General features: G+C 65.1%; 15 protein-coding genes. 5 read left to right on the top strand and 10 right to left on the bottom strand.

Annotated elements, in window-relative coordinates; translation table 11 throughout:
* Position 1: 1 nt before the first annotated feature.
* Entirely contained in the window at positions 2–754 is a 753-nt protein-coding gene (locus A5785_RS16485; RefSeq protein WP_064867643.1) for a PIG-L family deacetylase, read from the bottom strand.
* Between the two features lie 213 nt (positions 755–967).
* On the opposite strand from A5785_RS16485, the gene htpG reads away from it, so the two are divergent.
* Positions 968–2,944 (top strand): molecular chaperone HtpG, encoded by a 1,977-nt coding sequence (htpG, locus tag A5785_RS16480; protein ID WP_064867850.1) that lies wholly within the window; start codon positions 968–970, stop codon positions 2,942–2,944.
* A gap of 139 nt (positions 2,945–3,083) precedes the next feature.
* A complete protein-coding gene (locus tag A5785_RS23040; RefSeq protein WP_082938092.1) occupies positions 3,084–4,538 on the top strand; it encodes a DUF4878 domain-containing protein in 1,455 nt (484 codons plus the stop codon).
* Between the two features lie 56 nt (positions 4,539–4,594).
* Here A5785_RS23040 and A5785_RS16470 read toward each other — a convergent pair whose 3' ends face one another.
* Both A5785_RS16470 and A5785_RS16465 read right to left on the bottom strand, forming a co-directional pair.
* Positions 4,595–5,530 carry an N-acetylglucosamine kinase gene (locus tag A5785_RS16470; protein ID WP_064867642.1) on the bottom strand — a complete coding sequence of 312 codons (936 nt, stop codon included), beginning with the start codon at positions 5,528–5,530 and terminating at the stop codon, positions 4,595–4,597.
* Positions 5,531–5,557: 27 nt separating this feature from the next.
* Positions 5,558–6,028, bottom strand: coding sequence for a hypothetical protein (locus A5785_RS16465; protein WP_082938095.1), 471 nt, complete (start codon positions 6,026–6,028; stop codon positions 5,558–5,560).
* 171 nt (positions 6,029–6,199) lie between these two features.
* Between A5785_RS16465 and A5785_RS16460 the strand changes: the two genes are divergently transcribed.
* Positions 6,200–6,694 (top strand): nitroreductase family deazaflavin-dependent oxidoreductase, encoded by a 495-nt coding sequence (locus A5785_RS16460; protein WP_064867846.1) that lies wholly within the window; start codon positions 6,200–6,202, stop codon positions 6,692–6,694.
* Positions 6,695–6,710: 16 nt separating this feature from the next.
* Here A5785_RS16460 and A5785_RS16455 read toward each other — a convergent pair whose 3' ends face one another.
* On the bottom strand, positions 6,711–7,553 hold the full coding sequence (locus A5785_RS16455; protein WP_049700669.1) for a crotonase/enoyl-CoA hydratase family protein: 843 nt from the start codon (positions 7,551–7,553) through the stop codon (positions 6,711–6,713).
* Between the two features lie 10 nt (positions 7,554–7,563).
* Positions 7,564–8,667, bottom strand: coding sequence for an NAD(P)H-dependent amine dehydrogenase family protein (locus A5785_RS16450; RefSeq protein ID WP_064867638.1), 1,104 nt, complete (start codon positions 8,665–8,667; stop codon positions 7,564–7,566).
* A 159-nt stretch (positions 8,668–8,826) separates the two neighbouring features.
* Between A5785_RS16450 and A5785_RS16445 the strand changes: the two genes are divergently transcribed.
* The gene (locus A5785_RS16445) at positions 8,827–9,561 is read left to right on the top strand and encodes a glucose 1-dehydrogenase (protein WP_049700667.1); all 735 of its coding nucleotides are present in this window, start codon (positions 8,827–8,829) and stop codon (positions 9,559–9,561) included.
* A gap of 10 nt (positions 9,562–9,571) precedes the next feature.
* On the opposite strand, the gene A5785_RS16440 is transcribed toward A5785_RS16445, so the two are convergent.
* From A5785_RS16440 to A5785_RS16425, 4 genes are all read right to left on the bottom strand, one after another.
* The gene (locus A5785_RS16440) at positions 9,572–10,540 is read right to left on the bottom strand and encodes an arsenic resistance protein (RefSeq protein WP_064867636.1); all 969 of its coding nucleotides are present in this window, start codon (positions 10,538–10,540) and stop codon (positions 9,572–9,574) included.
* A gap of 62 nt (positions 10,541–10,602) precedes the next feature.
* Entirely contained in the window at positions 10,603–11,235 is a 633-nt protein-coding gene (gene upp / locus A5785_RS16435; RefSeq protein WP_049700665.1) for a uracil phosphoribosyltransferase, read from the bottom strand.
* A 26-nt stretch (positions 11,236–11,261) separates the two neighbouring features.
* On the bottom strand, positions 11,262–12,491 hold the full coding sequence (locus A5785_RS16430; protein WP_064867634.1) for a URC4/urg3 family protein: 1,230 nt from the start codon (positions 12,489–12,491) through the stop codon (positions 11,262–11,264).
* Positions 12,488–13,771 (bottom strand): GTP cyclohydrolase II, encoded by a 1,284-nt coding sequence (locus tag A5785_RS16425; RefSeq protein ID WP_049700751.1) that lies wholly within the window; start codon positions 13,769–13,771, stop codon positions 12,488–12,490. The genes A5785_RS16430 and A5785_RS16425 overlap by 4 nt, the downstream gene beginning before the upstream one ends.
* Positions 13,772–14,241: 470 nt before the next feature.
* On the opposite strand from A5785_RS16425, the gene A5785_RS16420 reads away from it, so the two are divergent.
* Positions 14,242–14,808, top strand: a complete 567-nt coding sequence (locus A5785_RS16420) for an FBP domain-containing protein (RefSeq protein WP_064867631.1) — start codon at positions 14,242–14,244, stop codon at positions 14,806–14,808.
* Between the two features lie 99 nt (positions 14,809–14,907).
* Here A5785_RS16420 and A5785_RS16415 read toward each other — a convergent pair whose 3' ends face one another.
* Positions 14,908–20,448, bottom strand: a complete 5,541-nt coding sequence (locus tag A5785_RS16415) for an ATP-binding protein (protein ID WP_064867629.1) — start codon at positions 20,446–20,448, stop codon at positions 14,908–14,910.
* Positions 20,449–20,529: the final 81 nt, after the last annotated feature.

The raw sequence follows: 20,529 nt of genomic DNA, 5'->3' as shown, positions 1-20,529 counted from the left end.
TTCAGATGTCGCAGCCGTCTGCGGTGAGGTCGCGCCGCAGGAAGCACTCGGTGCCGAGGGCCAGATCACGTTGCGCGCGCGGCAGACTCATCAGCGCAGAGACGGTGGATCGTCGTGCCAGTTCGGTCTTGTGGGACTCGATCGCGCGAACCTTGTGTTCGATCCACTCGGATACATCGAGTTGAAGCCCGAGCGTATGTGTGGGCGCGCCGGGAAAGTCGCCGGGCTGCAGTAGCGGAAAGAGTGTGTCCGCCAGTTCGGCGACCATCCAGTCGGCGATGGTCGCGAAGTACAGCGAACGCACCTGCCAGGCCGGTAAGCCATCGCGGTACAGGGTTGGGGTGGCGGCAGCATCGGCGGCAGCACAGGTGATTCTGTGTGCCCTGATGTGGTCGGGGTGTCCGTAGATCCCATACGCGTCGTAGGTGACGAGAACGTCGGGTCGTAGACGGCGGATGTGGCCGGCCAACTCGGCGACCTCGCTGTCGAACGACGCATCGGTCAACCGTTGATGCCCGGGCGCGGACTCCGGCACCTTCAGGTCGGCGTAGTCGAGCAGTATCGGTTCGTCGTGAACGCCTAGTTCGCCGAGTGCGTCGAGCAGCTCGCGATGCCGTGGAGTGCCCGACGTCCACGTGCACATCACCACGGAGACCTCGCCACCTGCGGCGATCGCGCGGGCGATCAGGCCGCCGGTCCACAGCGACTCGTCGTCGGGGTGTGCGTGAACGAGCATGATGCGCGGTGTCGACATCCTTCGCTTTCCAAGGCTCGGTGGTCTTGCGGTCGTTGGTGCTGGGGTCGATTGTGTCCGAACGCGGTGAGGTTCGCCGTGCTCCGACCCTCCTCAGGGTACTGCGCACGGCGTCGGTAAAATTCTTACGTCGCGCACGTCGCACCCCGTGAGGTCGCGACGGCATCGAATCGGCAGACAACGCGCCCAGTCGTACTGATCCGGAGGCACATGATGAGCACCCAGTCGGAAACCCGCGAATTCCAGGCAGAGACCCGTCAGCTACTGGACCTGATGGTGCACTCCGTGTACTCCGACAAGGACAGCTTTCTTCGGGAGCTGATCTCGAACGCATCCGACGCGCTCGACAAGCTCAGACTGGAGTCGCTCGTCGACAAGGACCTCGACGTCGACACCTCCGATCTGCACATCACGCTCGAGCCGAGCTCGAACGACAGCGCCGAGCGCATCCTCACCATTCGCGACAACGGCATCGGAATGTCACGCGACGAGGTCGTCGAATTGATCGGCACCCTTGCGCGCTCGGGCACCGCTGAATTGCGGGCCAAGCTCGCGCAGGCGTCGGATTCCGCGGCAACCGAAGAGCTGATCGGACAGTTCGGCATCGGCTTCTATTCGACCTTCATGGTCGCCGACAAGGTCACCCTCGTCACCCGCAAGGCAGGCGAGCAGACCGGAACCCGTTGGGAGTCAACGGGTGACGGCACCTACACCATCACAGATGTCGACGACGCACCGCAGGGAACGTCGGTGACGCTGACGCTCAAGCCGGCCGACACCGAGAACCACCTCTACGACTACACCGACCAGACGAAGCTTCGCGCACTCGTCAAGCGTTACTCCGATTTCATCGCGTGGCCGATCCGGATGGACGTCGAGAAGACGACCACCACTCCCGCGGAGAACGACGGCGACGAACCGGTCACCACGACCACCACGGAAACCGAAACCATCAATTCGATGAAGGCGCTGTGGTCGCGTTCGCGCGACGAGGTGTCCGACGAGGAGTACAAGGAGTTCTACCGCCACGTCGCGCACGCCTGGGACGATCCGCTCGAGATCATCACCCTCAAGGCCGAGGGAACGTTCGAATATCAAGCGCTGCTGTTCATCCCGTCGCAGGCGCCGTTCGATCTGTTCATGCGTGAACGCACCGGCGGAGTGCAGTTGTACGTCAAACGAGTGTTCATCATGGACGACTGCGACGAGCTGATGCCCGAGTATCTCCGCTTCGTCAAGGGCGTTGTCGACGCTGCGGATCTCTCGCTCAACGTGTCCCGCGAGATCCTCCAGCAGGATCGACAGATCAGAGCAATCCGTCGTCGACTCACCAAGAAGGTGATCTCGACCGTCGACGAGATGCGCGCCGCCCGTCCCGACGACTACCGGACGTTCTGGGATAACTTCGGGCGCGTCTTCAAAGAAGGTCTGGTCAACGACGGCGACAATCGTGATGCGCTTCTCAAGGCATCGGCATTCGAAACCAGCCATGCCGCAGACGAATTGACATCGCTGGCCGATTACGTCGGTCGGATGTCCGACGCACAGAAGTCGATCTACTACCTCACCGGCGAATCCCGTCAGCAGATCGAGAACTCGCCGCATATGGAGGCGTTCCGGGCCAAGGGCATCGAGGTGCTCTTCCTGCACGACCCTGTCGACGAGATGTGGGTCTCGAGCGGTGTCGAATTCGACGGAAAGCCGTTCCGTTCGATCGCCAAGGGCGAAGTCGATCTCGACGAACTCGACGGTGACACAAGCACTTCCGACGAGTCGACCGATACGCGCAATGCCGAGTTCGAGGAACTGCTCACCTGGCTCGGTGAGGCGCTTGACGCCGACATCAGTGAAGCCCGACTCTCGCACCGTCTCACCGAGTCGGCCGCGTGTCTCGTCGGAGACACCTACTCGATGTCGCCGCAACTCGAACGCCTCTATCGTGCGTCGGGTCAGGAACTGCCCAAGACCAAGCGTGCCCTCGAACTCAATGCCGATCATCCGCTGGTCGTCGGTCTCAACGCGGCATTCAAGGCCGACACCGACCATTCGCGGCTGACCCCTACCGCCAAGCTCATCTACGGGATGGCGTTGATCGCCGAGGGCGGGGAGCTCGACGACCCCGCCGATTTCGCACGTCTGCTGACGGGAACGCTCACCGCCTCCGTAGCCCCTGCAGGTGGTAGCGACTGACGATCATTCACCCGTCTGACCCGACTGCCATAGGTCGTTCACGTTCGTTTAAGGTTGGTCCGATTCCGACGAGTCCGACAGCGAGTGCAACGAGCCACAGAGGCTGGCCGCGTCGGCGACGACAGGGGGAGATGCCGCCGTGAGTTATCCGCACGATCCGTTCCAGCCGGGCGATTCGACGCCCCAGGGTGCGACGCCCCAGAAAGCGACACCCCAGAAAGCGACGCCCCAGAGTGCTCCCGGGGCGAGTGATGCGACCTCGAGTGACGGCAAGTCGGCGGGCGGGTACGCGCCATACGGGCAGCAGAGTCCCGCGCAACCGGTGTACGGACAGTCGACGTATGGCGAGTCGCACTATGGGCAGTCGACGTATGGCCAGGCCGACGCCGCCCAGCCGGCGTATGGCAAGGGCGGGTACGAGCAGTGGCAGTCGGCGCCGGCCGGCACCGCCCAACCGGCGGCGAATGTCGGTCAGCCGCACCAGGGTTACGACGCGAACCCGGGCCAGCAGCCTCAATACGGTCAGCCCCAGTACGGTCAGGCGGGCCAACCTCAGGGATATGGTCAGCAACCCGGTGCGGGGTGGGGTGCGCAGCCGGCGATGGGCGGCGGGGGAGTGCCGCCGCAACGTCCGAAGCAGAAGAACAAGCGGCTCTTTCTGCTTCTGGGAATCGGCGGCGGCGCCCTGGTCCTGATCGTCGCCCTCGTGGTGACGCTGATCGTCGTGTTCACCGGCGACTCGGGTCCCGGCGGTTCGCCAAAGGCCGCGGTTCAGACCTATCTCGAAGGTCTCTCCAGCGGCGACGCCAAGAAGGCGCTGAGCGTCGTCAGAACACCGCCGTCGGAAAAACTGCTCACCGACGAGGTGCTGAAGAAGCAACAGGCAACCGCCAAGATCTCGGACATCAACGTGCGCGAACCGTCGACGTCGTTGTCGTCGATGGCCACGGTGAAAGCCACGTACAAATTCGGAGATCGCAACGCCGACATCGATTTCAGGCTCAAGAAGTCCGACGGCAAGTGGACCGTCGACAATGGGACCATCCCGATCGATGTCGATGACACCCGCGTGCCGCAACTGACCGCGTTCGGTGTCGACGTCAGCAAGGACAGCAAGGTCTACGTGTTCCCGGGGCCGGTCGAGTGGGGTTCGGCCAACCCGAACTTCTCGGTCAAGGCCGATAACTCCGGCGACTTCCCGCTGGGGCCGACATACGCGTCGTACAACTCCCTCAAAGTCGAGTTGAGCGATCAGGGAACCAAGGCCGTGGCGACGGCCCTCGACACGTACTTCACGAACTGCGCGGGTTCGACGCAGGCCGACGCGTCGAAGGACAAGCCGGGATGTTCGCAGTCGCTGTATCAGTCGGTCGTCCCGGGAAGCGTTCGCTGGACCAAGCCGACCGACATCAATGAACTGAGGCTCAGCCCGGATTACGAGACTCCCACCAGCGTGAAGGTATACGGCAGTGTGGAGTGGCCCGCTACGTACATGTCGACCTCGTCCGGCCCGGGAAGCTACACCGACAGCGACTACCTCAGTGGCTCTGTCGACCTCGCGGCTGCCCAGCCCACCTTCACCGCGTCTCGCTGACGAGGTGCAGGCGACCACCTGATGGCTGGGCGCGACGGGGACGTCGCGCCCAGCCATCAGCCTGCTCTGTAGATCTCGATGTCGAGTGGGTGCCCCGGCGGCGTATCGGCGACCTTTTCGACGCCGTCGAGCGACGTGCCCAGCGGCGCCTGGACGACGGCTCCCTGTGCGCGCGTGCTGATCTCGTCGCGCAGATGCTCTCGCAGCATGTCGTTGCGGGTGAGGACCGCCCCCATCCAGCTCACGCGAGATGCATCGCCCTCGTGCCACCCGGTGCGGCGTAGCGCCGCGATCACCGACGTGGCCAGCTCTGTGGCTGCGTGGCGAAGAATGTCCACGGCGATTCCGTCGCCGCTATCGGCTTCCCGCCCGACGATCCGGGCAAATCCCGCGATCGACGCGACATGGTCCGGCGCTCCCTGCAGTCGCATGTACAGCTCAGGTAGCTCACCGAACTCGTCGACCGCCGCGCGTTCCAGCGAGGTGGCGCCGCTGCGTCCGTCGAACGAACGCAGCGCCGCGTCGAGTCCGGCGCGTCCGATCCAGTAGGCGCTGCCCGCGTCACCGAGAAGGTGACCCCACCCGTCGATCCGCGCCGTACCGAGGTCTCCCACGCCCAACGTCACCACCCCGGTCCCGACCGCGGTGACGACTCCATGGTCGAATCCGTTGGCGCCGAGATACGCAGACACCGAGTCATGAACCAGGAACACCGAATCGACGCCGAGATCGGCAGTCAGTGCCAGCAGTCGCTCGGGACGTGACTGATCGGGGGTCAGCCCTGATACCCCCGCGGTAAGGGTCGTCGCGCGAACCGGCGCGTCGGCGAGCGCTCGCCGTGCGATCTCGGCGACTTGCTCCACAACCGGTCGCGACGTGAAGATCGGCCCGTCGTCGCGGTCCGTCGTCGTGCCGTCGATGGCGAGGCGGACGCGTGAGCCGCTCTGCCCTCCGTCGATGCTGACTCGACGTGTGTCCGGTCCGGTTGTCATGGCACCTCCCGGTCCGAAACTACCCGCTCATGCCGCGCGTTCGACGGGGATCGGGATGGTCAGGAGTGCAACGTCGTTGGCTCGGTGGATCGGAAGAATGGGCACGCCGAAGCGTTGCGCGGCACTCACGAGGAGACGGCACCATCCGAGATCGCGCGCGGTGATCCCGTCCCTGCCAGGCCGTGTGAGCAGGAACGCCAGCGACAGATGCCCGTCGTCAGTAACCGTGCGGAGTTGGGTGATGAGGGTGTCGATCAGATGCGCGTCGGGCACGGTCGGCAATGTCATGCGCGGCAGAGCCCCGGGGACCAGGCGAGCATCGTCGATGAAGGCGATCCAGAGACAAGGTTCGCTGAAGCCGAGCGGTCCCATGAGGGCGCGCCACCGCTGGCGCAGCGCCTCGGTGCTGTCGAACGGCAGCTTCGCGGTCTTGATGTCGGGAATGGGCTCGCTGTCGGGTGCGTCGGAGATGCGGTCAGAAGCGTTGTCGTGGTTCATGCGTGTCATCGTCGTCCCGATCGGACGAGACGATCAGAGCCGCTTCCACAGCTGTGCACATCCGCCTTGACACGGCGCGACCTTGGCACGGTGCGACCTTGGCACGGTGCGTAGGAGGCATTCGGTGTGGTGGAATCGGGCCGCGAAATGGTCGCATGGAACACTGACCACATGGGCCTGTTGACTCCGCTTGCGATCAAGGTCGGTTCCATCCCATGGATGCCGAAGTATCTGCCGCAGATCGTGAAGTGCGACAAGGCGATTGCGGTGCTCACGCGTCAGCGCTACGGCTTACTCGATATCGCGGGCCTCCCGCACATCACGGTGATCGTGCGCGGACGCCGTAGCGGTGTCGAGCGCGCCACCGCGCTGCTCGCGGCCCCCACCGATGCGGGCTGGTTGATCGCGGGTTCGTATTTCGGCGGGCCGGATATGCCGCAGTGGGTCTTCAACCTGCGCGCGACGGACACGGTCAAGGTGCGTCACGCGGGGCTGACATCGGAGGCGACGGTGCGCGAGCTCGACGGCGACGAGCGCGCACAGGCCTGGCAGGTACTGCGTGCGACTTGGCCGAACTTCGATCTGTATGAAAAGCGCACGGACAGAAAGATTCCGGTCTTCTCGCTCGTCACCGACGAACGAGAAGACCGGACCACGAGTCAGTGACCGGTGAGGTCCGACGTCAGGAGCCGGTGAAGTTCGGGTCGCGCTTCTCGAAGATCGACGCGACCGCCTCGGTGAGGTCGTTACTGGGCAGGAACGCCGCATTCCAAACAGCCACGTAGCGGAGGTTGTCGGCAACCGCCGCCGAACGGGTGTGATCGAGAACGGCTTTGACGCCCTTGACCACGAGCGGAGGATTAGCGGCGATCTGCGCGGCCGTCGTGCGTGCGAGAGCGAGAGACTCTTCGGGGGTTTCTGTGACCTCGTTGATCAGGCCGATCGCGGCAGCCCGCTGCGCGTCGATGTCCTTGCCGGTCAGCGCCAGCTCACGCATGTGGCCGTCGCCGATGATCGCGGGCAGTCGGGCGAGGCTGCCCATGTCGGCGACCATGCCGACGCGCACCTCGCGGACGCTGAACTTGGCATCGGCACTCGCATAGCGGATGTCTGCCGCGGTGATCAGGTCGACTCCACCGCCGATGCACCAACCGCTGATCGACGCGATGACCGGAGTACGAGAGTCGGCAACGGCGTTGATCGCACGCTGCATGTAGATGATGGTGTCATGAAAATCCATGCGCGGCTTGGCTTTTGCATTGTCGGCCAAAACCGGGCCAAGCGATCCTGACATCGCGGGAATGTCGAGTCCGTAGGAAAAGTTCTTTCCCGACCCGGTGATGATGATTGCGCGAACCTCATCGTCGGCGTCGAGGCCTTCGATGATGTCGGGAAGTTCGCGCCAGAAGTCGGGTCCCATCGCATTGCCCTTGCCGGGGCCGGTGAGACGGACTTCGGCGACCTGGTCGGCCACATCGACCTCGAAGGCCTTCCATTCACGGTCACTGACGGTCTGCTCGCTCATGGGGGTCAACTTACCGGAGGCCATCCTCGCCGGTCGGGGCGCCTGTGGCGAACACGCCGTTACCGGTCACCAGTGGGAGATCGAGTGTTGTGCGGATACCTGCGGGGGCGTCGTGGACGGCCGGGATCGCGTTCACGATCCGTCCCATGGCGGCCACGATCGCGGCGTGGTTGTGGTCGCCCTTCGCGCTCGTCGGCATGATGTCGACGCGGTACGACGGTTCGCCGACGATCTCGACGCGATAGCACCCGCCCGGTTGTGACGGCCGCGCCCAGTCGGGCCGCAGATCGTCGCGTAGCCGCGTGACGTGTTCGATCACGACGGCTTCGCGCCCAGCGGACATCCCGATGATCTCGAAACGCACGGCGGCTCGGGTACCTTTCTCCACCACCCCCGCCGCGATCTCGAATTCCTCTGGTGCGGGCTCACTTTCGTGGTGCTCGACGACCTCGTCGATGGTGATGCCGAGTCCGGCGGCGAGGATCTGCATCGTCGTGCCCCACGCGAGCCCGAGGATTCCGGGGAGGAAAAGCATGGGCGTCTCGTCGAGCGGCTTGCCGAAACCCATCACGTCGAACATGACCTCGGCGCCGTCGTAGGTCGCGTAGTCGGCGATCTCCATGCACCGGACCTGCTCGATCCGCTGACAGGTACCCGCGAAGACGAACGGGATGAGGTCGTTGGCGAATCCGGGATCGACGCCGGTGATGAACACGCTCGCGTCGTTGTCGTGGGCGGCTTTCTCGAGTTTGGCGATCGCCTTGTCCGGCATGACGCCCCAGGGATACTGCAGTCCGCCGGGCGCCGAGCCGACGACGTCGATGCCCGCCGAGACGATCGCGAGAATGTCGTTGAACGCTTCGATCGGGCGTGTGTCGCCCATGGCGCAGTAGACGACGACGTCCGGTGAACCTTCGATGATCGACTCCAGATCGCCGACGGCCACGACGCCGGTGGCGCTGTCACCTCCTGCCAGGATTCCGGCGTCGACGCCTACCTTGTCCGGGTTGTTGACGCAGACACCGACGAGATCGAACCGGTCGTCGTCGATGAGTTGGGTCAGCGCGAGTCTGCCCGCGTTTCCGGTGCCGACGAGAGCCACCCTGATCGTCATGTGCCGATGCCTCCTCGCTGTGTGAACCTCTGTCAGTGGTGAAAGTCAGGCAGGGGTGAACATCTGTCCGGACTGATGTCCATATGAGTAGAACACGGAACGACGCAGATAGGTAGAACGTGTTCTCATTTGGCCTCCGAGCAGGTACCGTGTGTCGCCATGGGACGTGTTGACGGCAAGGTTGCGATCATTACCGGCGGTGCCCGCGGCATGGGTGCGGAGCACGCGAGGGCACTCGTCGCAGAGGGTGGGAAGGTCGTGATCGGCGACATTCTCGACGACGAGGGCAAAGCGCTCGCCGCCGCGATCGGAGACTCGGCACGCTACGTGCACCTCGACGTCACGTCACCGGAGGACTGGCAGGCGGCGGTCGCCGCGGCGGTCGACGACTTCGGCAAGGTCAACGTTCTGGTGAACAACGCTGGCATCGTCAACGGGTCGACGGTCCAGAAGTTTCGCCTCGACAAGTGGAAGCAGATCATCGATGTCAACCTGACGGGCACCTTCCTCGGAATCCAGTCGGTAGCGGATCCGATGATCGCTGCCGGCGGCGGATCGATCATCAACGTGTCGTCTGTGGAGGGGCTCCGTGGAAGTCCGTGGGCGCACGGTTACGTCGCGTCGAAGTGGGGTGTTCGTGGCCTGGCGAAGTCGGCCGCTCTCGAACTCGCGCCACACAATGTGAGGGTCAACTCGATCCATCCCGGCCTCATCAGGACGCCGATGACTGAGGGTCTGCCCGAGGACATGGTCAAGGTGCCTCTCGGCCGTGCAGCGGATTCGAGCGAGGTGTCGACCTTTGTGGTCTTCCTCGCCAGTGACGAGTCGTCGTATGCGACGGGCGCCGAATTCGTCATGGACGGCGGGCTTTCCGCCGACGTGCCGCACAAATAGCGAGGGCGGGTCAGCGGTCGCGGATCATCCGCGGGATGAGTTGCACGAACACCACCATCCCGACCAGTTCGACGGCCGTTTGCGCCACCACTGCGGTGGCCGCGAGGTCGGCCCCCTCGTTCAGCGACAGGGCAAGGGGTAAGACCACCAACGAGTTTCGTGTCGCGCCGGAGAATGCGACGGCGCGCGTCGATCCGGTGTCGAGACCGAGGAGTCGTCCTACCGCCCATCCGATCAACGGCATCACCATGAGGAACACGACGTAGATCCACAGCGCGCCTGCCACCGTCGAGAAGTCTGAACCCAGACGCGCCACCTGCGACGCGGCGACGAGCGCCAGAACCAACGCCATCATCGGGACCATGGCCACATCGAGTCGACGGACCAGCGATTCGCGTGTCGAACTGTTGCGTGTCCACAACTGAACGCCCCAGGCGCACAGCAGCGGAATGACGATCAGGAAGATGAACGCTGACACGAACGGCGCCGGGTCGATTGCGCCGAGGGAGGCGCCGCCGCCGATAATCGCGAGATAGGCCGGTAACAACAGGAATTGGGCGATCAGCAACAGCGGGGTCGCTGCCAGCAGTCGGTCGCTGCGCGCTCCCGCGAGTCCGCTGAACACGATGACGTAGTCGACGCACGGACAGAGCAACACGATCAGCATCCCGAGGCGAACGGGATCGGAGTCGGGCATGACCAGAGTCAACAGCGCGACCACCGCGGGGACGGCCACGAAGTTCACGGCGACGAGCGCGAGAAGAAAGCGCCAGTCCCGCCACGCCGTAGCCAATCCCGACACCGGTACTTGAAGAAACGTGAGGAACAACAGCGCCGCCAGCGCCGGCGTCACCAAATACTCTGCGGCACCGCTGGTCTGCGGCAACGCCAGCCCGACGAGGCCACCGAGGGCGAACGCGCACAGGTACACAGCGACCTGGTGGCGCTCGAGCGACGCACCTATCGCGGAAGCCTGCATGCGGTTATTCTCCCCAACGCAGTGCGCCGCCCGGCGGGCACCCTACGGCGGGTGGGTTGTGCCTACTGGGTTCCGAAGATCCGGTCGCCGGCGTCGCCGAGCCCGGGAAGGATGTAGCCGTCGTCGTTGAGCTCACGGTCGACGGCAGCCGTGTACACGGGGACGTCGGGGTGTGCGTCGTGGAGCGCGGCGAGTCCCTCGGGACAGGTGAGGAGGCACACGAATCGGATCGAGCGTGGCTGATACTCCTTCAGCCGGTCGACCGCCGCGACCGCCGAGTGGCCTGTCGCGAGGAGGGGATCGACGATGACGACGTCGCGTTCGGCGAGTTCCTTGGGCATCTTGAAGTAGTACTCGACGGCGATGTGCGTCTTCGGATCTCGATACAGCCCGATGTGACCGATGCGTGCGCCGGGCACCACGCTCAACATGCCGTCCGCGATCGACGTCCCTGCCCGCAGGATCGACGCGAAGACGAGCTTCTTGCCGTCGATCACCCGGCCGGTCGTCACCTCCATCGGCGTCTCGACCTTGATCTCGTGCATCGGGATGTCGGCGAGGACGTCGTAGGCCATCAGAGTCGAGATCTCGTCGAGGAGGCGTCGAAAATCGTTGGTAGAGGTCTCTTTCTGACGCATCAAGGTGAGTTTGTGCTCGACCAGCGGGTGATCGATGACGTGAACCGTGCCGCCCATGTGTGCTCTTCTCGTTCTTCGGACGGTCAGAAGACCGTGCCGTCGCTGATGATGGTCAGGGGTGGAAGTCCTTGTCGCCGTTGCGCGGCGGCCTCGCGACCCGCAGCCCAGGTGCCGCCTTCGAGAATGCACGCGAGGGGAGTGGTGGCGGGGTCGAGTCCGAGTTCGGCGCAGACGAGTGGCGCCAATTCATCGAGCAGCGCCACGGTCAGCGCGCGCCACTCGACGATGAACTCATCGTCGACCTGCCATTCGCGCGTCGACCAGTCGGCCGGAATCGGGACGAGGACTCCTGTGTCGAGGAGCAGACCCCCGTTGCGGTATTCGGGCAGCGCGGTCAGATACCCGAGTCCCGTGACGGTGATTCCCTCGTCGCCGAACGGTTCGAGCAACGAGTACGAAAGCCACTGCGACAGCTTGTGGAACGGCATCCATCCGGCGGTGACGCCGTCGCCGCCGACGTCGCTGTGCCGCCAGCAGTCTCCGAGTGGGCGATCGTCGATTCGATTGGCAGAGGGCCAGATCGGCGCGAAGTACGTGAGCAGTAGTTCGAGGATGTCTGCTGCGCGAACACCATCGGAGCCGCTTGTCAGCACAGTCCCCAGTCCGCCGGGGCGGCCGTCCTCGCCGAAGACGCCCGGCGTCGCCTCCAGCACGTCGGCGAGTTCGTGGAGCAGCCCGAGGCGTCCCTCGACGCCGACGAGCGGATTGTCGGCGTTCACCTGGAACGCCTGCGCGAGCCGGTCAGCGGTCAGCGCACGCAGACTTGCTGCGTCGACGCGCAGTGGATCCTCGTCCACGCCGGAGAACAGACCATCGGTGAACGCGTGGAAACTCGCGACGCCGAGTCCCTCCGACCGCGTGAGGCGGATGCCGGTGCCGGGCTCGTCGAAGTGCCAGTGCGGACCCGCGCCCGCGTCGAGCAACACGCTCACGACGGCGAGGTCGATGCGCGTGCTGATCCGTTCAGCCACAGTCAAAGCGCTCATCCGCTGCGCCAGCCCGGCGACCCTGTCGACTCCCGCGGCCTCGAAGTGGCGCCATCGGCTGTGGAACGGAACGTCGAGGTCGGGGTAGCGCGCGCGTGTGACATCGGCGACGAGGCCGACAGTCGTCCCGATGGCATCGTCGTCGACGGTGAACCACTCCGATTGGCCCTCGCGTGCGCGGGTGAGAAGTGTTGTCGCTCGGTCGCGGATGGTGTCGGTGCTGTGCAGGGTCGCGAGGGGATCGACGACCGTGTCCGTCGCCCTCATGTGGTCAGACCCCGACCTTTCGCCTTACGCAGTTCGTCGGCGTCCGGGATCACGCCACTCGTGAAGTAGCCGGCGGCGGTCTTCGCGTCGATCTCCACGCGCGCGTCGTCGGGAATCAAGTAGTCGGGGAGGTCGACACGTTCTCCGACGGCGATCCCGGACCCGGTGATCGCGTCGTACTTCATATTGCTCATCGAGACGAGCCGGTCGATCTTCGTGATGCCGAACCAGTGCAAGACGTCGGGCATCAGCTCCTGGAAGCGCATGTCCTGGACTCCCGCAACGCATTCCGTGCGTGCGAAGTATTGGTCGGCGGTGTCGCCGCCCACCTGTCGCTTGCGCGCGTTGTAGACGAGGAACTTCGTCACCTCGCCCAACGCCCGACCTTCCTTGCGCGAGTACGCAACCAGACCGACGCCGCCGTTCTGCGCTCCGAGGATGCACTCCTCGATCGCATGGGTGAGGTAGGGGCGGCAGGTGCAGATGTCGGAGCCGAACACATCCGACCCATTACATTCGTCGTGCACGCGTGCGGTGAGCTCGACGGTCGGGTCTGCGAGATCGCGTGGGTTGCCGAAGATGTACACGGTCTGGCCGCCGATGGGCGGAAGGAACACGTCGAGGTCGGAACGCGTGACCAACTCGGGGTACATGCCACCGGTTTCCTCGAACAGAACACGACGCAATTCCGTTTCACTACAACCGAATCGCTTGGCGACACCGGGCAGGTACCACACCGGTTCGACTGCGGCCTTCGTCACAAGTGCGGCACCGTTGGGCAGCAGGGTCTCGTTGTCGGGGACCAAGCGTCCCTTCGCGATCGCGTCGGCGATCTCGGGGAGGATGACGTGAGCCTTGGTGATGGCGATGGTCGGCCGGACGTCGTATCCGGCGGCAAGCTGATCGGGAAACGAGTCGGCGATCGTCGCGCCCCAGGGGTCGATGCTGACGATGGCTTCGGGGTCGCTCCACTGCGGGTAGGGGCCGACCACGTCGGTGGGCGAGGTGTTGGTGAGGTCGGCGCGGTGCTCGCGCGAGAGTGCCCCGCTCGCCACCGCCAATGCCCGATACACGCTGTACGAGCCCGAATGAGTGCCGACGACGTTGCGGTGTCCACGCGTCGTGGTGGTCGCGATGACGGGACCACGCGCTGCCGCGGTCGGTGCGCCCCAGGTGATCGACGGCGCGTCGACTCCGCCGCTGTGTGACGTCAATCTGATGTGACCGGGCAGACGTTGCCCAGAAGTCGGTCTGGCGTGTGCGCCGGAGTCGGTTGACACGGTGCGCTCCTTCCGCGGATGGCCCCGGCGTCGCGGGTCGGAGCCACCGTGAGGTCGCGCCGGCGCGTCGGGAAACCGCCAGCATAGCCACAACCAGAGCCTGCCGCCGGGCGAGCGATGACCGTTCGATTCGCTTACCGCGTTGACGACGAGACGCGGTCGACGGCAGACTCGAGTGCGTGTCTGCACCATCTGTCCGCCTCGTGCGGCGTGAGGAGGTTGTCGGCGTGCACGCCGACAACAGATAGCCGTCTGCGCTGACCGCGCGCTCGCCGTGATCGGTGAGGGCGTGATCGTCCATACGCCAATCCGGCCGTCCTCTCTACTTCGTGCCGTCACCAACGCTCCACGGTTTCCAAGACTCCACGGTTTCCAAGATTCCGAGGTTTCCAGGATTCCGAGGTTTCCAGGATTCCGAGGTTCTCAGGTTTCCAGGGCGGCACGCCACTCACGAAACAGGTGAATTCACCATGCGACAACTCTCCGAAAAACAACTGCGCGCTTCCCTCGTCAATGCCTCGGTACGGGAACGTAAGGAACTCCATCTACCCGCCGAGTTCGACACGCTCGACTGGGATCGGCTCGAATATCTCGGTTGGCGTGATCCCAAGACGCCGACCATCGGCTACCTGGTCGTCGATCTCTCCGACGTCTCTGAAGTCCCCGACGCTGCCGATGTATCTGAAGCTTCCGAGGTATCTGACTCCGATACCGCGGCCGGTCTCGTCGGCCTGCGTCTGCGGGCGGGCGTGGTGCCGCCACGCACACGTGTGCTGTGCGCGCTGTGTGAAGACGTCTCGATCCCGAACGAGGTCCTGCTGTTCACGGCGCGGCGCGTGGGCAAGGCCGGTCGCCGCGGCGACACGATCGGCACACTGATCTGCTCGCACTTCGAGTGTTCACGCAACGTCCACCGGTTGCCGTCCTCGGCGATGGCCGGTCAGGATCGGGAAGCTGTGCGGCTCAACAGGATCGACAATCTACGCGACCGTGTTCGACGCTTCGTCGTGCGTGCCGGAGCCGACGAGATCGCCTAGCGCGCGGGCGCGACGAGACAGAGCGCGGGGCCGGGATCGGAGAGTGTTTCTCTGATCCCGGCCCCGCGCCGTCGGTTATCGATGTATCCCGAGTCGGTGCTACGACTCCGAACTCGTGCCGACCTGCTCAGTGCCGACCTGCTGGGGCTCGGCAGCCTCATGACGACGGTGCGACCATGTCGAATTCGCCTCGATCGCGGCGATGATCCGCGGACGCAGTTCGGCGGCGTCGATGACGGCGTCCACAGAACCGACCTCGACAGCGCGTCGGATGCTGTGCACGGCGTCGAACTCGGCGGCGACAGCATTGATCGTCTCGGCCCGCACGGACTGACGCACATCGGCCAGTTCTGCGCTCAGCGCCGAACGGTCCGAGCCGGAAGCCTCCGCCAACCGTGCCTCGATGTCGCGCACACGCGGGTCGGCGTCGACTCTCTTGTTGACGTCGCCCGCGAACACCACGGCCGCGGCGGGAGCGCCACCGAGCACGGAGGCGAATGAGCCGTCGATCGCCAACACCGTCATGTTCGGATTGAGCGCCTTGGAGAACACGACGAACGCTCCGCCGTGATACCGCGAGATGACGCAGAAGACGATCGGGCCGCGGAAGTTGACGATCGCGCGTCCGATCTCAGCCCCGTACTCGAGCTGAAGTTTGCGCATCGACTCCGGCGAACCGTCGAATCCGGAGAGGTTGGCGAGCACCACGAGCGGACGATTGCCGCTCGCCGAATTGATTGCTCGCGCAGCCTTTTTCGACGACTGTGGGAACAACGTGCCCGCCGTGTAGGTGTCCGGCCCGTCGGTCGGGGTGTAGCCACGGCGCGATACCTCGCGCGATTCGATCCCGAGTAGGCACACCGGGATTCCGCCGAGATGCACGTCGGAAACCACGGCGGTCTCGGCGTCGGCCATTCCGGCCCACCGTTCAAGGACCTGATGATCCTGGTCGGCGACGGCGCGGATGACCGTCCGGATGTCGAACGGCTTCTTGCGGTCGGGATTCATCTCCTTGGAGAAGATCTGTCCGACGGTGGTGAAGTCGCTGCCCGCAAGAACGTGCGGGTAGTCGGAGACGTCGCGGTCGACCGGGTCGGTCGTGATGAGGCGTCGAGGAGTCAGTTCACCGGGCATCACGTAGGTGTGGTCGTAGTGCGCCATCAGCACGTCGCGTGCGGCCCCGAGGTTCGGGGCCCAGTACTGAGCCTGGCCGTTGGGACCCATGACCCGGTCGTAGCCGCCGATGCCGAAGTTGTCTTCCGCGGAGACACCGCCCGAGAAGTCCAGCGACTGCTTACCGGTCAGCACCATGGCCGACTCCGGGGTCATCACGAGGATGCCCTTGGTGTGCATCAGCATGGTCGCCTCTGCGTTCCAGTACGGCTGGGCTCCGACGTTGATGCCTGCGACGACGATGTTGATCTCACCGCCATCCTGGGTGAACTCGACGACCCGCTTCAGTGCGCGCGCCACCCAGTCCATGTTCTCGGTGCCCGAATCCATCGAGATGCGCGCGCCGGATGAGAGGGCGTACCACTCGAGGGGGACCTTCATCTCCTCGGCGAGGTCGAGTGCCGCGATCACCCGCGCACACTCGGGTTCCGACAGTGCACCAAGCGATTTCGTCGGGTCGCCGAGCAACACGACGCGGGTGATGCCCTGCGGATACTTCTCGGTCGGCGTCGTCACGACGCCCGCGACGATCGCTGCGGTGTTGCGTCCCTTCGGGCGCTGTACCGGTACGAGTCGCTGCTCGGCGTCGAGGTCGTACTCCCGGAAGTCGCCGAGCAGGCCGGTCAACTCGTACGGGTAGACCGTGTTGCGTCGAGCGGCGCTGAGGACCTTTTGACGGTATTCGTCGACGGGCTCGATCGGCTCGGCAGATGGTTCTCCCACCGAGACGTCGAATCCACCTGTCGCGTTGACAGAGAAGCGAATGGAGACCTTGCGCAGTTCGCCGGTGTCGCGGTCGCGGCGTCGGGCGATCAGCTGCACTTCTTCGAGCCCGACGTCGGCGGTCGTACCGCGGATGTGGTCGGCGATCGTGGCCAGATCGTCCGCGGAAGCGTCGACAGGTGGCCACACGTACATGACGATTCGGTTGGTGTTGACCGCACGCTTCTGGCCACGCTTGGCGCGACGAATCGAGTCGGCGCAGGAGGCGAGCACAGTCTCGGCCGTGGGCAGCGACAGCAATCGACCGTCGTTTTCGCGCAGCGAACTCAGGTCGCGTACCTGCGCGAAGGCGACCAGCCTGTCGTCGGCTGGGTTCTCCTTCGCGACGGCGCGGAACAGGTAGATCTCCTCGTCGTCTGCCGAGGGCAGCCTCGTCAGGTCGAACTTGCGGAGCCGCTCCATGCGCATCCGCTGCGCGATGTAGGGATGCAGACCACGGATCAGTCGTTCCTCGACCATGCCGGTGGCCGACGGCCGGAACGTGAAGTGGTGATGCATCACAGCGGTGCCGCGTCCGGCGACGGTGAACGTGACGCGTTGCACCTGGCCGGGCATCGGTGCCGCCGCGACGATCTCGTGCAATGCCGCGGCCATGGTGTCGAAGTCGTCCGGCTGGTCTTCCCAGCTGACGTAGATGTCGGCTGCGATCGACGCACTGGTACGCGCCAACTCGATGAGTCCGCTTGCCGCAGAAGCCAATTCGTCGAACGGCACCGCTGCCGAGACGACGCTGGCGCCGTCGCGTGCGGCGACGACGAACGTTGTGCCGCGTGCGGTCTGCGTGGTGATGACGTCGACACCCTTGTTGCCGTAGTAGCGGCGGGTGAGTACTTCGAGCATGACGGTGTTGTCGGTGCCGCTGCGCTGAATGCGTTGTCCCAGAAGGCGAACCAGAGGCTCGGTGCTTCGCACCATGTCGGCGATGCGCTCACTGCGGTCGGCGGCATCGGGGTTCTCGTCGAGGTACTTGAGGTGCTTGCGCACGTTCGTGTAGACGCGTGCACGGTCGCGCAGGAGCATCGCCTGGCCGTACCAGGCATAGATCACACCGCGTGCGAGGTCGGCAATCGCGGGGAAGCGCACCTGTGTCGCGGCCACGATCCGATCCAGCGCGAAACCGATGTCCTCGCGCAACTCGTCGCGCGGTGTCGGCTCATTGAGCCACTCACGCAACAGCGTGGTGATGACGGTGACCGATGCACCAGGATTCTGCAGCGTCAGGAAGATGCGGAAGACCGCGGCTTCGAGTTCCGGTGAGCGGTCGAGTTCGGTGACCCCGTAGTGGCGCAGCGCCAGCCGTAGCTGGTCGTGGAACGCTTCGGGGAGACCGTCACGCTCCACGTCGAGGCTCTGCAGATACGTGTGGAAGTTCTCGCGTGAGCTGTGCACATGCTCGAACCCAGGATTGAGGCCCAACGGCGGACGCTTCTGGCTCAGTTCGGCGAGATCGGCGAAGACCGTGAGCAGTTCGAGTTCATCCCCGATGGGGCGTCGACCAGAAGCACGGACTTCACGCCGCACGCTGAGGTAGTCGTCGAGGAGTCGCGATCGGTCGTGCGGGTCGACGTCGTACCCGAGGAGCTGACTGCGCAGATCTTCCTGGGTGCGAGTGGTCCTGACGTCCGGGTCGACGTTGTCGAGAGCCGCGGGTAGCTCGAGTTCGACGCTCTCGGCGGGCTCTTGGGCGGCATCGGCATCGTCCTCGGCGTCGACGATCGGTTCGAGGCGCATCAACGTCGCGCCGGTCTCGACCTGGGAGCCGACCGACACGGTGCACTCCTTGAGTCGCGAGCGCACGGGTGCGCGCAGCACGGTCTCCATCTTCATGCTCTCGAGAACGAGCACGGGTGCGCCGGCCTCGACCTCGTCGCCGACTGCCAACGGAGTGGCGACGACGAGTGCAGGAGCAGGGGAGCGCACAACGCCGCCCTCGTCGCGGCTGACGCGGTGGGCGACGCCATCGACGTCGATGAGGTGAGTTGGGCCGTGCGTGTCTGTGACGAGGCGGTAGCGGACCCCGTTGAGCACCATCTGTGCCGTGTGCTCGTCGAAGCGCTCGATGTCGACGTCCGCGGTGTAGGTGTCGGTACCCGATTCGATCGACACACGGAAGCGGCTCGCGCCGATCCGGGCGACACGTACCCGGTATCCGACGCCGCGCAGTTTCAAGTCGAGCGGTCGACCGCTCTCGTGCTGCACCTGTGGGCGTCCGCCCGACGCCGTCGACAGCAGGCGCTGACGTTCGACGGCTTCCTCCTCCTCGTAGCTGTCGATCGCGGCGGCGATCAGCGCGATCGCCGAGTGGCGGTTGACGACGAGTCCGTTCTCGGCGCGGACGCGGTCGATCCAGCCGGTGTCGGCGCTTCCGTCGATGACCGCGGGCTGCCCGAGTAGCTCGAGGACGAAACTCTTGTTGGTCGCACCACCCTCGATGACGACGCGCGTCTCGCTCATGGCGCGACGCAGACGGCCGAGGGCCTCGTTGCGGTTGGCGCCGTAGGCGATGATCTTGGCGATCATCGAGTCGAAATCAGCGGGGATCGTGTCGCCCTCACTGACTCCGGTGTCGACGCGGATGCCGGGACCGGCGGGGAGTTCGAGTCGGGAGATGCGGCCGGGTGCCGGTGCGAAGTCACGGTCCGGATCCTCGGCATTGAGGCGCGCCTCGATGGCGTGGCCGCGCTCAGCCGGAGGCTCGCCTTCGAGGCGGCCGCCCGACGCGACGTGAAGTTGTGCGCGGACCAGATCGATTCCCGTCGTGCACTCGGTGATCGGGTGCTCCACCTGCAGGCGGGTATTGACTTCGAGGAAGGCGAAGAGCTGCTCGCCCGGGTGGTAGAGGAATTCGACGGTTGCGGCGCCCCGGTATCCGACAGCGACGGCGAGACGCTCAGCGGATGCCTTGAGATCGGCGACCTGTTCTGGTGCGAGAACCGGCGATGCCGACTCCTCGATGATCTTCTGGTTGCGGCGCTGTACCGAGCAGTCGCGGACGCCGAGCGCCCATGCGGTGCCCTGGCCGTCGGCGATGACCTGGACCTCGACGTGGCGGGCTCCGGTGACGAGTCGTTCGAGGAAGACGACGCCGCTGCCGAAGGCGCGGGCGGCTTCGTCGCGCGTGCGGTCGAAGGCGTCGCGGAGTTCGTCGTCGCTGGTGATGACGCGGATACCGCGGCCTCCACCGCCTGCGGTCGCCTTGAGCATCAGCGGGTACCCGATCGACGCTGCGGCCTCGAGCGCGTCGTCGATGGTGTCCACGGACCCGCGGCTCCACGGGGCGACCGGAACACCGACTTCTTCGGCGATCAGCTTTGCGCCGATCTTGTCGCCGAGTTTGCGCATCGCCTCGGCGGACGGGCCGATGAAGGTGACGCCGATGCGGTCGCACAGTTCGGCGAAGAGCGGATCCTCTGCGACGAATCCCCAGCCGACCCATGCGGCGTCGGCGCCGGTCTCGAGCAAGGCGTGCTCGAGCACCTTGAGGTTCAGGTAGGGGCGGTCGGCTGCCGCTCCCAGGTTGTACGCGATGTCGGCTTCGCGGACGAATGTGGCGTTGCGGTCGACGTCGGTGTGCAGGGCTACGACTTCGATGGGCTGACCGGTCTCGGCAGACAATCCGCGGACGGCGTGGATGAGCCGCATCGCGGCCTCACCTCGGTTCACGATGGCAATGCGCGTGAACATCACCGACTCCCTTCTCTTCTGGAACTGCTCGTCGGCAGCGCCCCCGCTCGCCGTGCGAAGCACGAAACTTCGCGGATGTGG

It is taken from the genome of Gordonia sp. 852002-50395_SCH5434458 (assembly GCF_001665905.1).
GTDB classification, from domain to species: Bacteria; Actinomycetota; Actinomycetes; order Mycobacteriales; family Mycobacteriaceae; genus Gordonia; species Gordonia jacobaea.
This window is presented reverse-complemented; position numbering and strand designations above follow the sequence as displayed.

Excerpts from the sequence above, each read along its gene's own strand:
- A5785_RS16485 (WP_064867643.1), bottom strand. The coding sequence starts at position 754 with ATGTCGACACCGCGCATCATGCTCGTTCACGCACACCCCGACGACGAG.
- htpG (WP_064867850.1), top strand. The coding sequence starts at position 968 with ATGAGCACCCAGTCGGAAACCCGCGAATTCCAGGCAGAGACCCGTCAG.
- A5785_RS16470 (WP_064867642.1), bottom strand. The coding sequence starts at position 5,530 with ATGACAACCGGACCGGACACACGTCGAGTCAGCATCGACGGAGGGCAG.
- A5785_RS16465 (WP_082938095.1), bottom strand. The coding sequence starts at position 6,028 with ATGAACCACGACAACGCTTCTGACCGCATCTCCGACGCACCCGACAGC.
- A5785_RS16460 (WP_064867846.1), top strand. The coding sequence starts at position 6,200 with ATGGGCCTGTTGACTCCGCTTGCGATCAAGGTCGGTTCCATCCCATGG.
- A5785_RS16455 (WP_049700669.1), bottom strand. The coding sequence starts at position 7,553 with ATGAGCGAGCAGACCGTCAGTGACCGTGAATGGAAGGCCTTCGAGGTC.
- A5785_RS16450 (WP_064867638.1), bottom strand. The coding sequence starts at position 8,667 with ATGACGATCAGGGTGGCTCTCGTCGGCACCGGAAACGCGGGCAGACTC.
- A5785_RS16445 (WP_049700667.1), top strand. The coding sequence starts at position 8,827 with ATGGGACGTGTTGACGGCAAGGTTGCGATCATTACCGGCGGTGCCCGC.
- A5785_RS16440 (WP_064867636.1), bottom strand. The coding sequence starts at position 10,540 with ATGCAGGCTTCCGCGATAGGTGCGTCGCTCGAGCGCCACCAGGTCGCT.
- upp (WP_049700665.1), bottom strand. The coding sequence starts at position 11,235 with ATGGGCGGCACGGTTCACGTCATCGATCACCCGCTGGTCGAGCACAAA.
- A5785_RS16430 (WP_064867634.1), bottom strand. The coding sequence starts at position 12,491 with ATGAGGGCGACGGACACGGTCGTCGATCCCCTCGCGACCCTGCACAGC.
- A5785_RS16420 (WP_064867631.1), top strand. The coding sequence starts at position 14,242 with ATGCGACAACTCTCCGAAAAACAACTGCGCGCTTCCCTCGTCAATGCC.
- A5785_RS16415 (WP_064867629.1), bottom strand. The coding sequence starts at position 20,448 with ATGTTCACGCGCATTGCCATCGTGAACCGAGGTGAGGCCGCGATGCGG.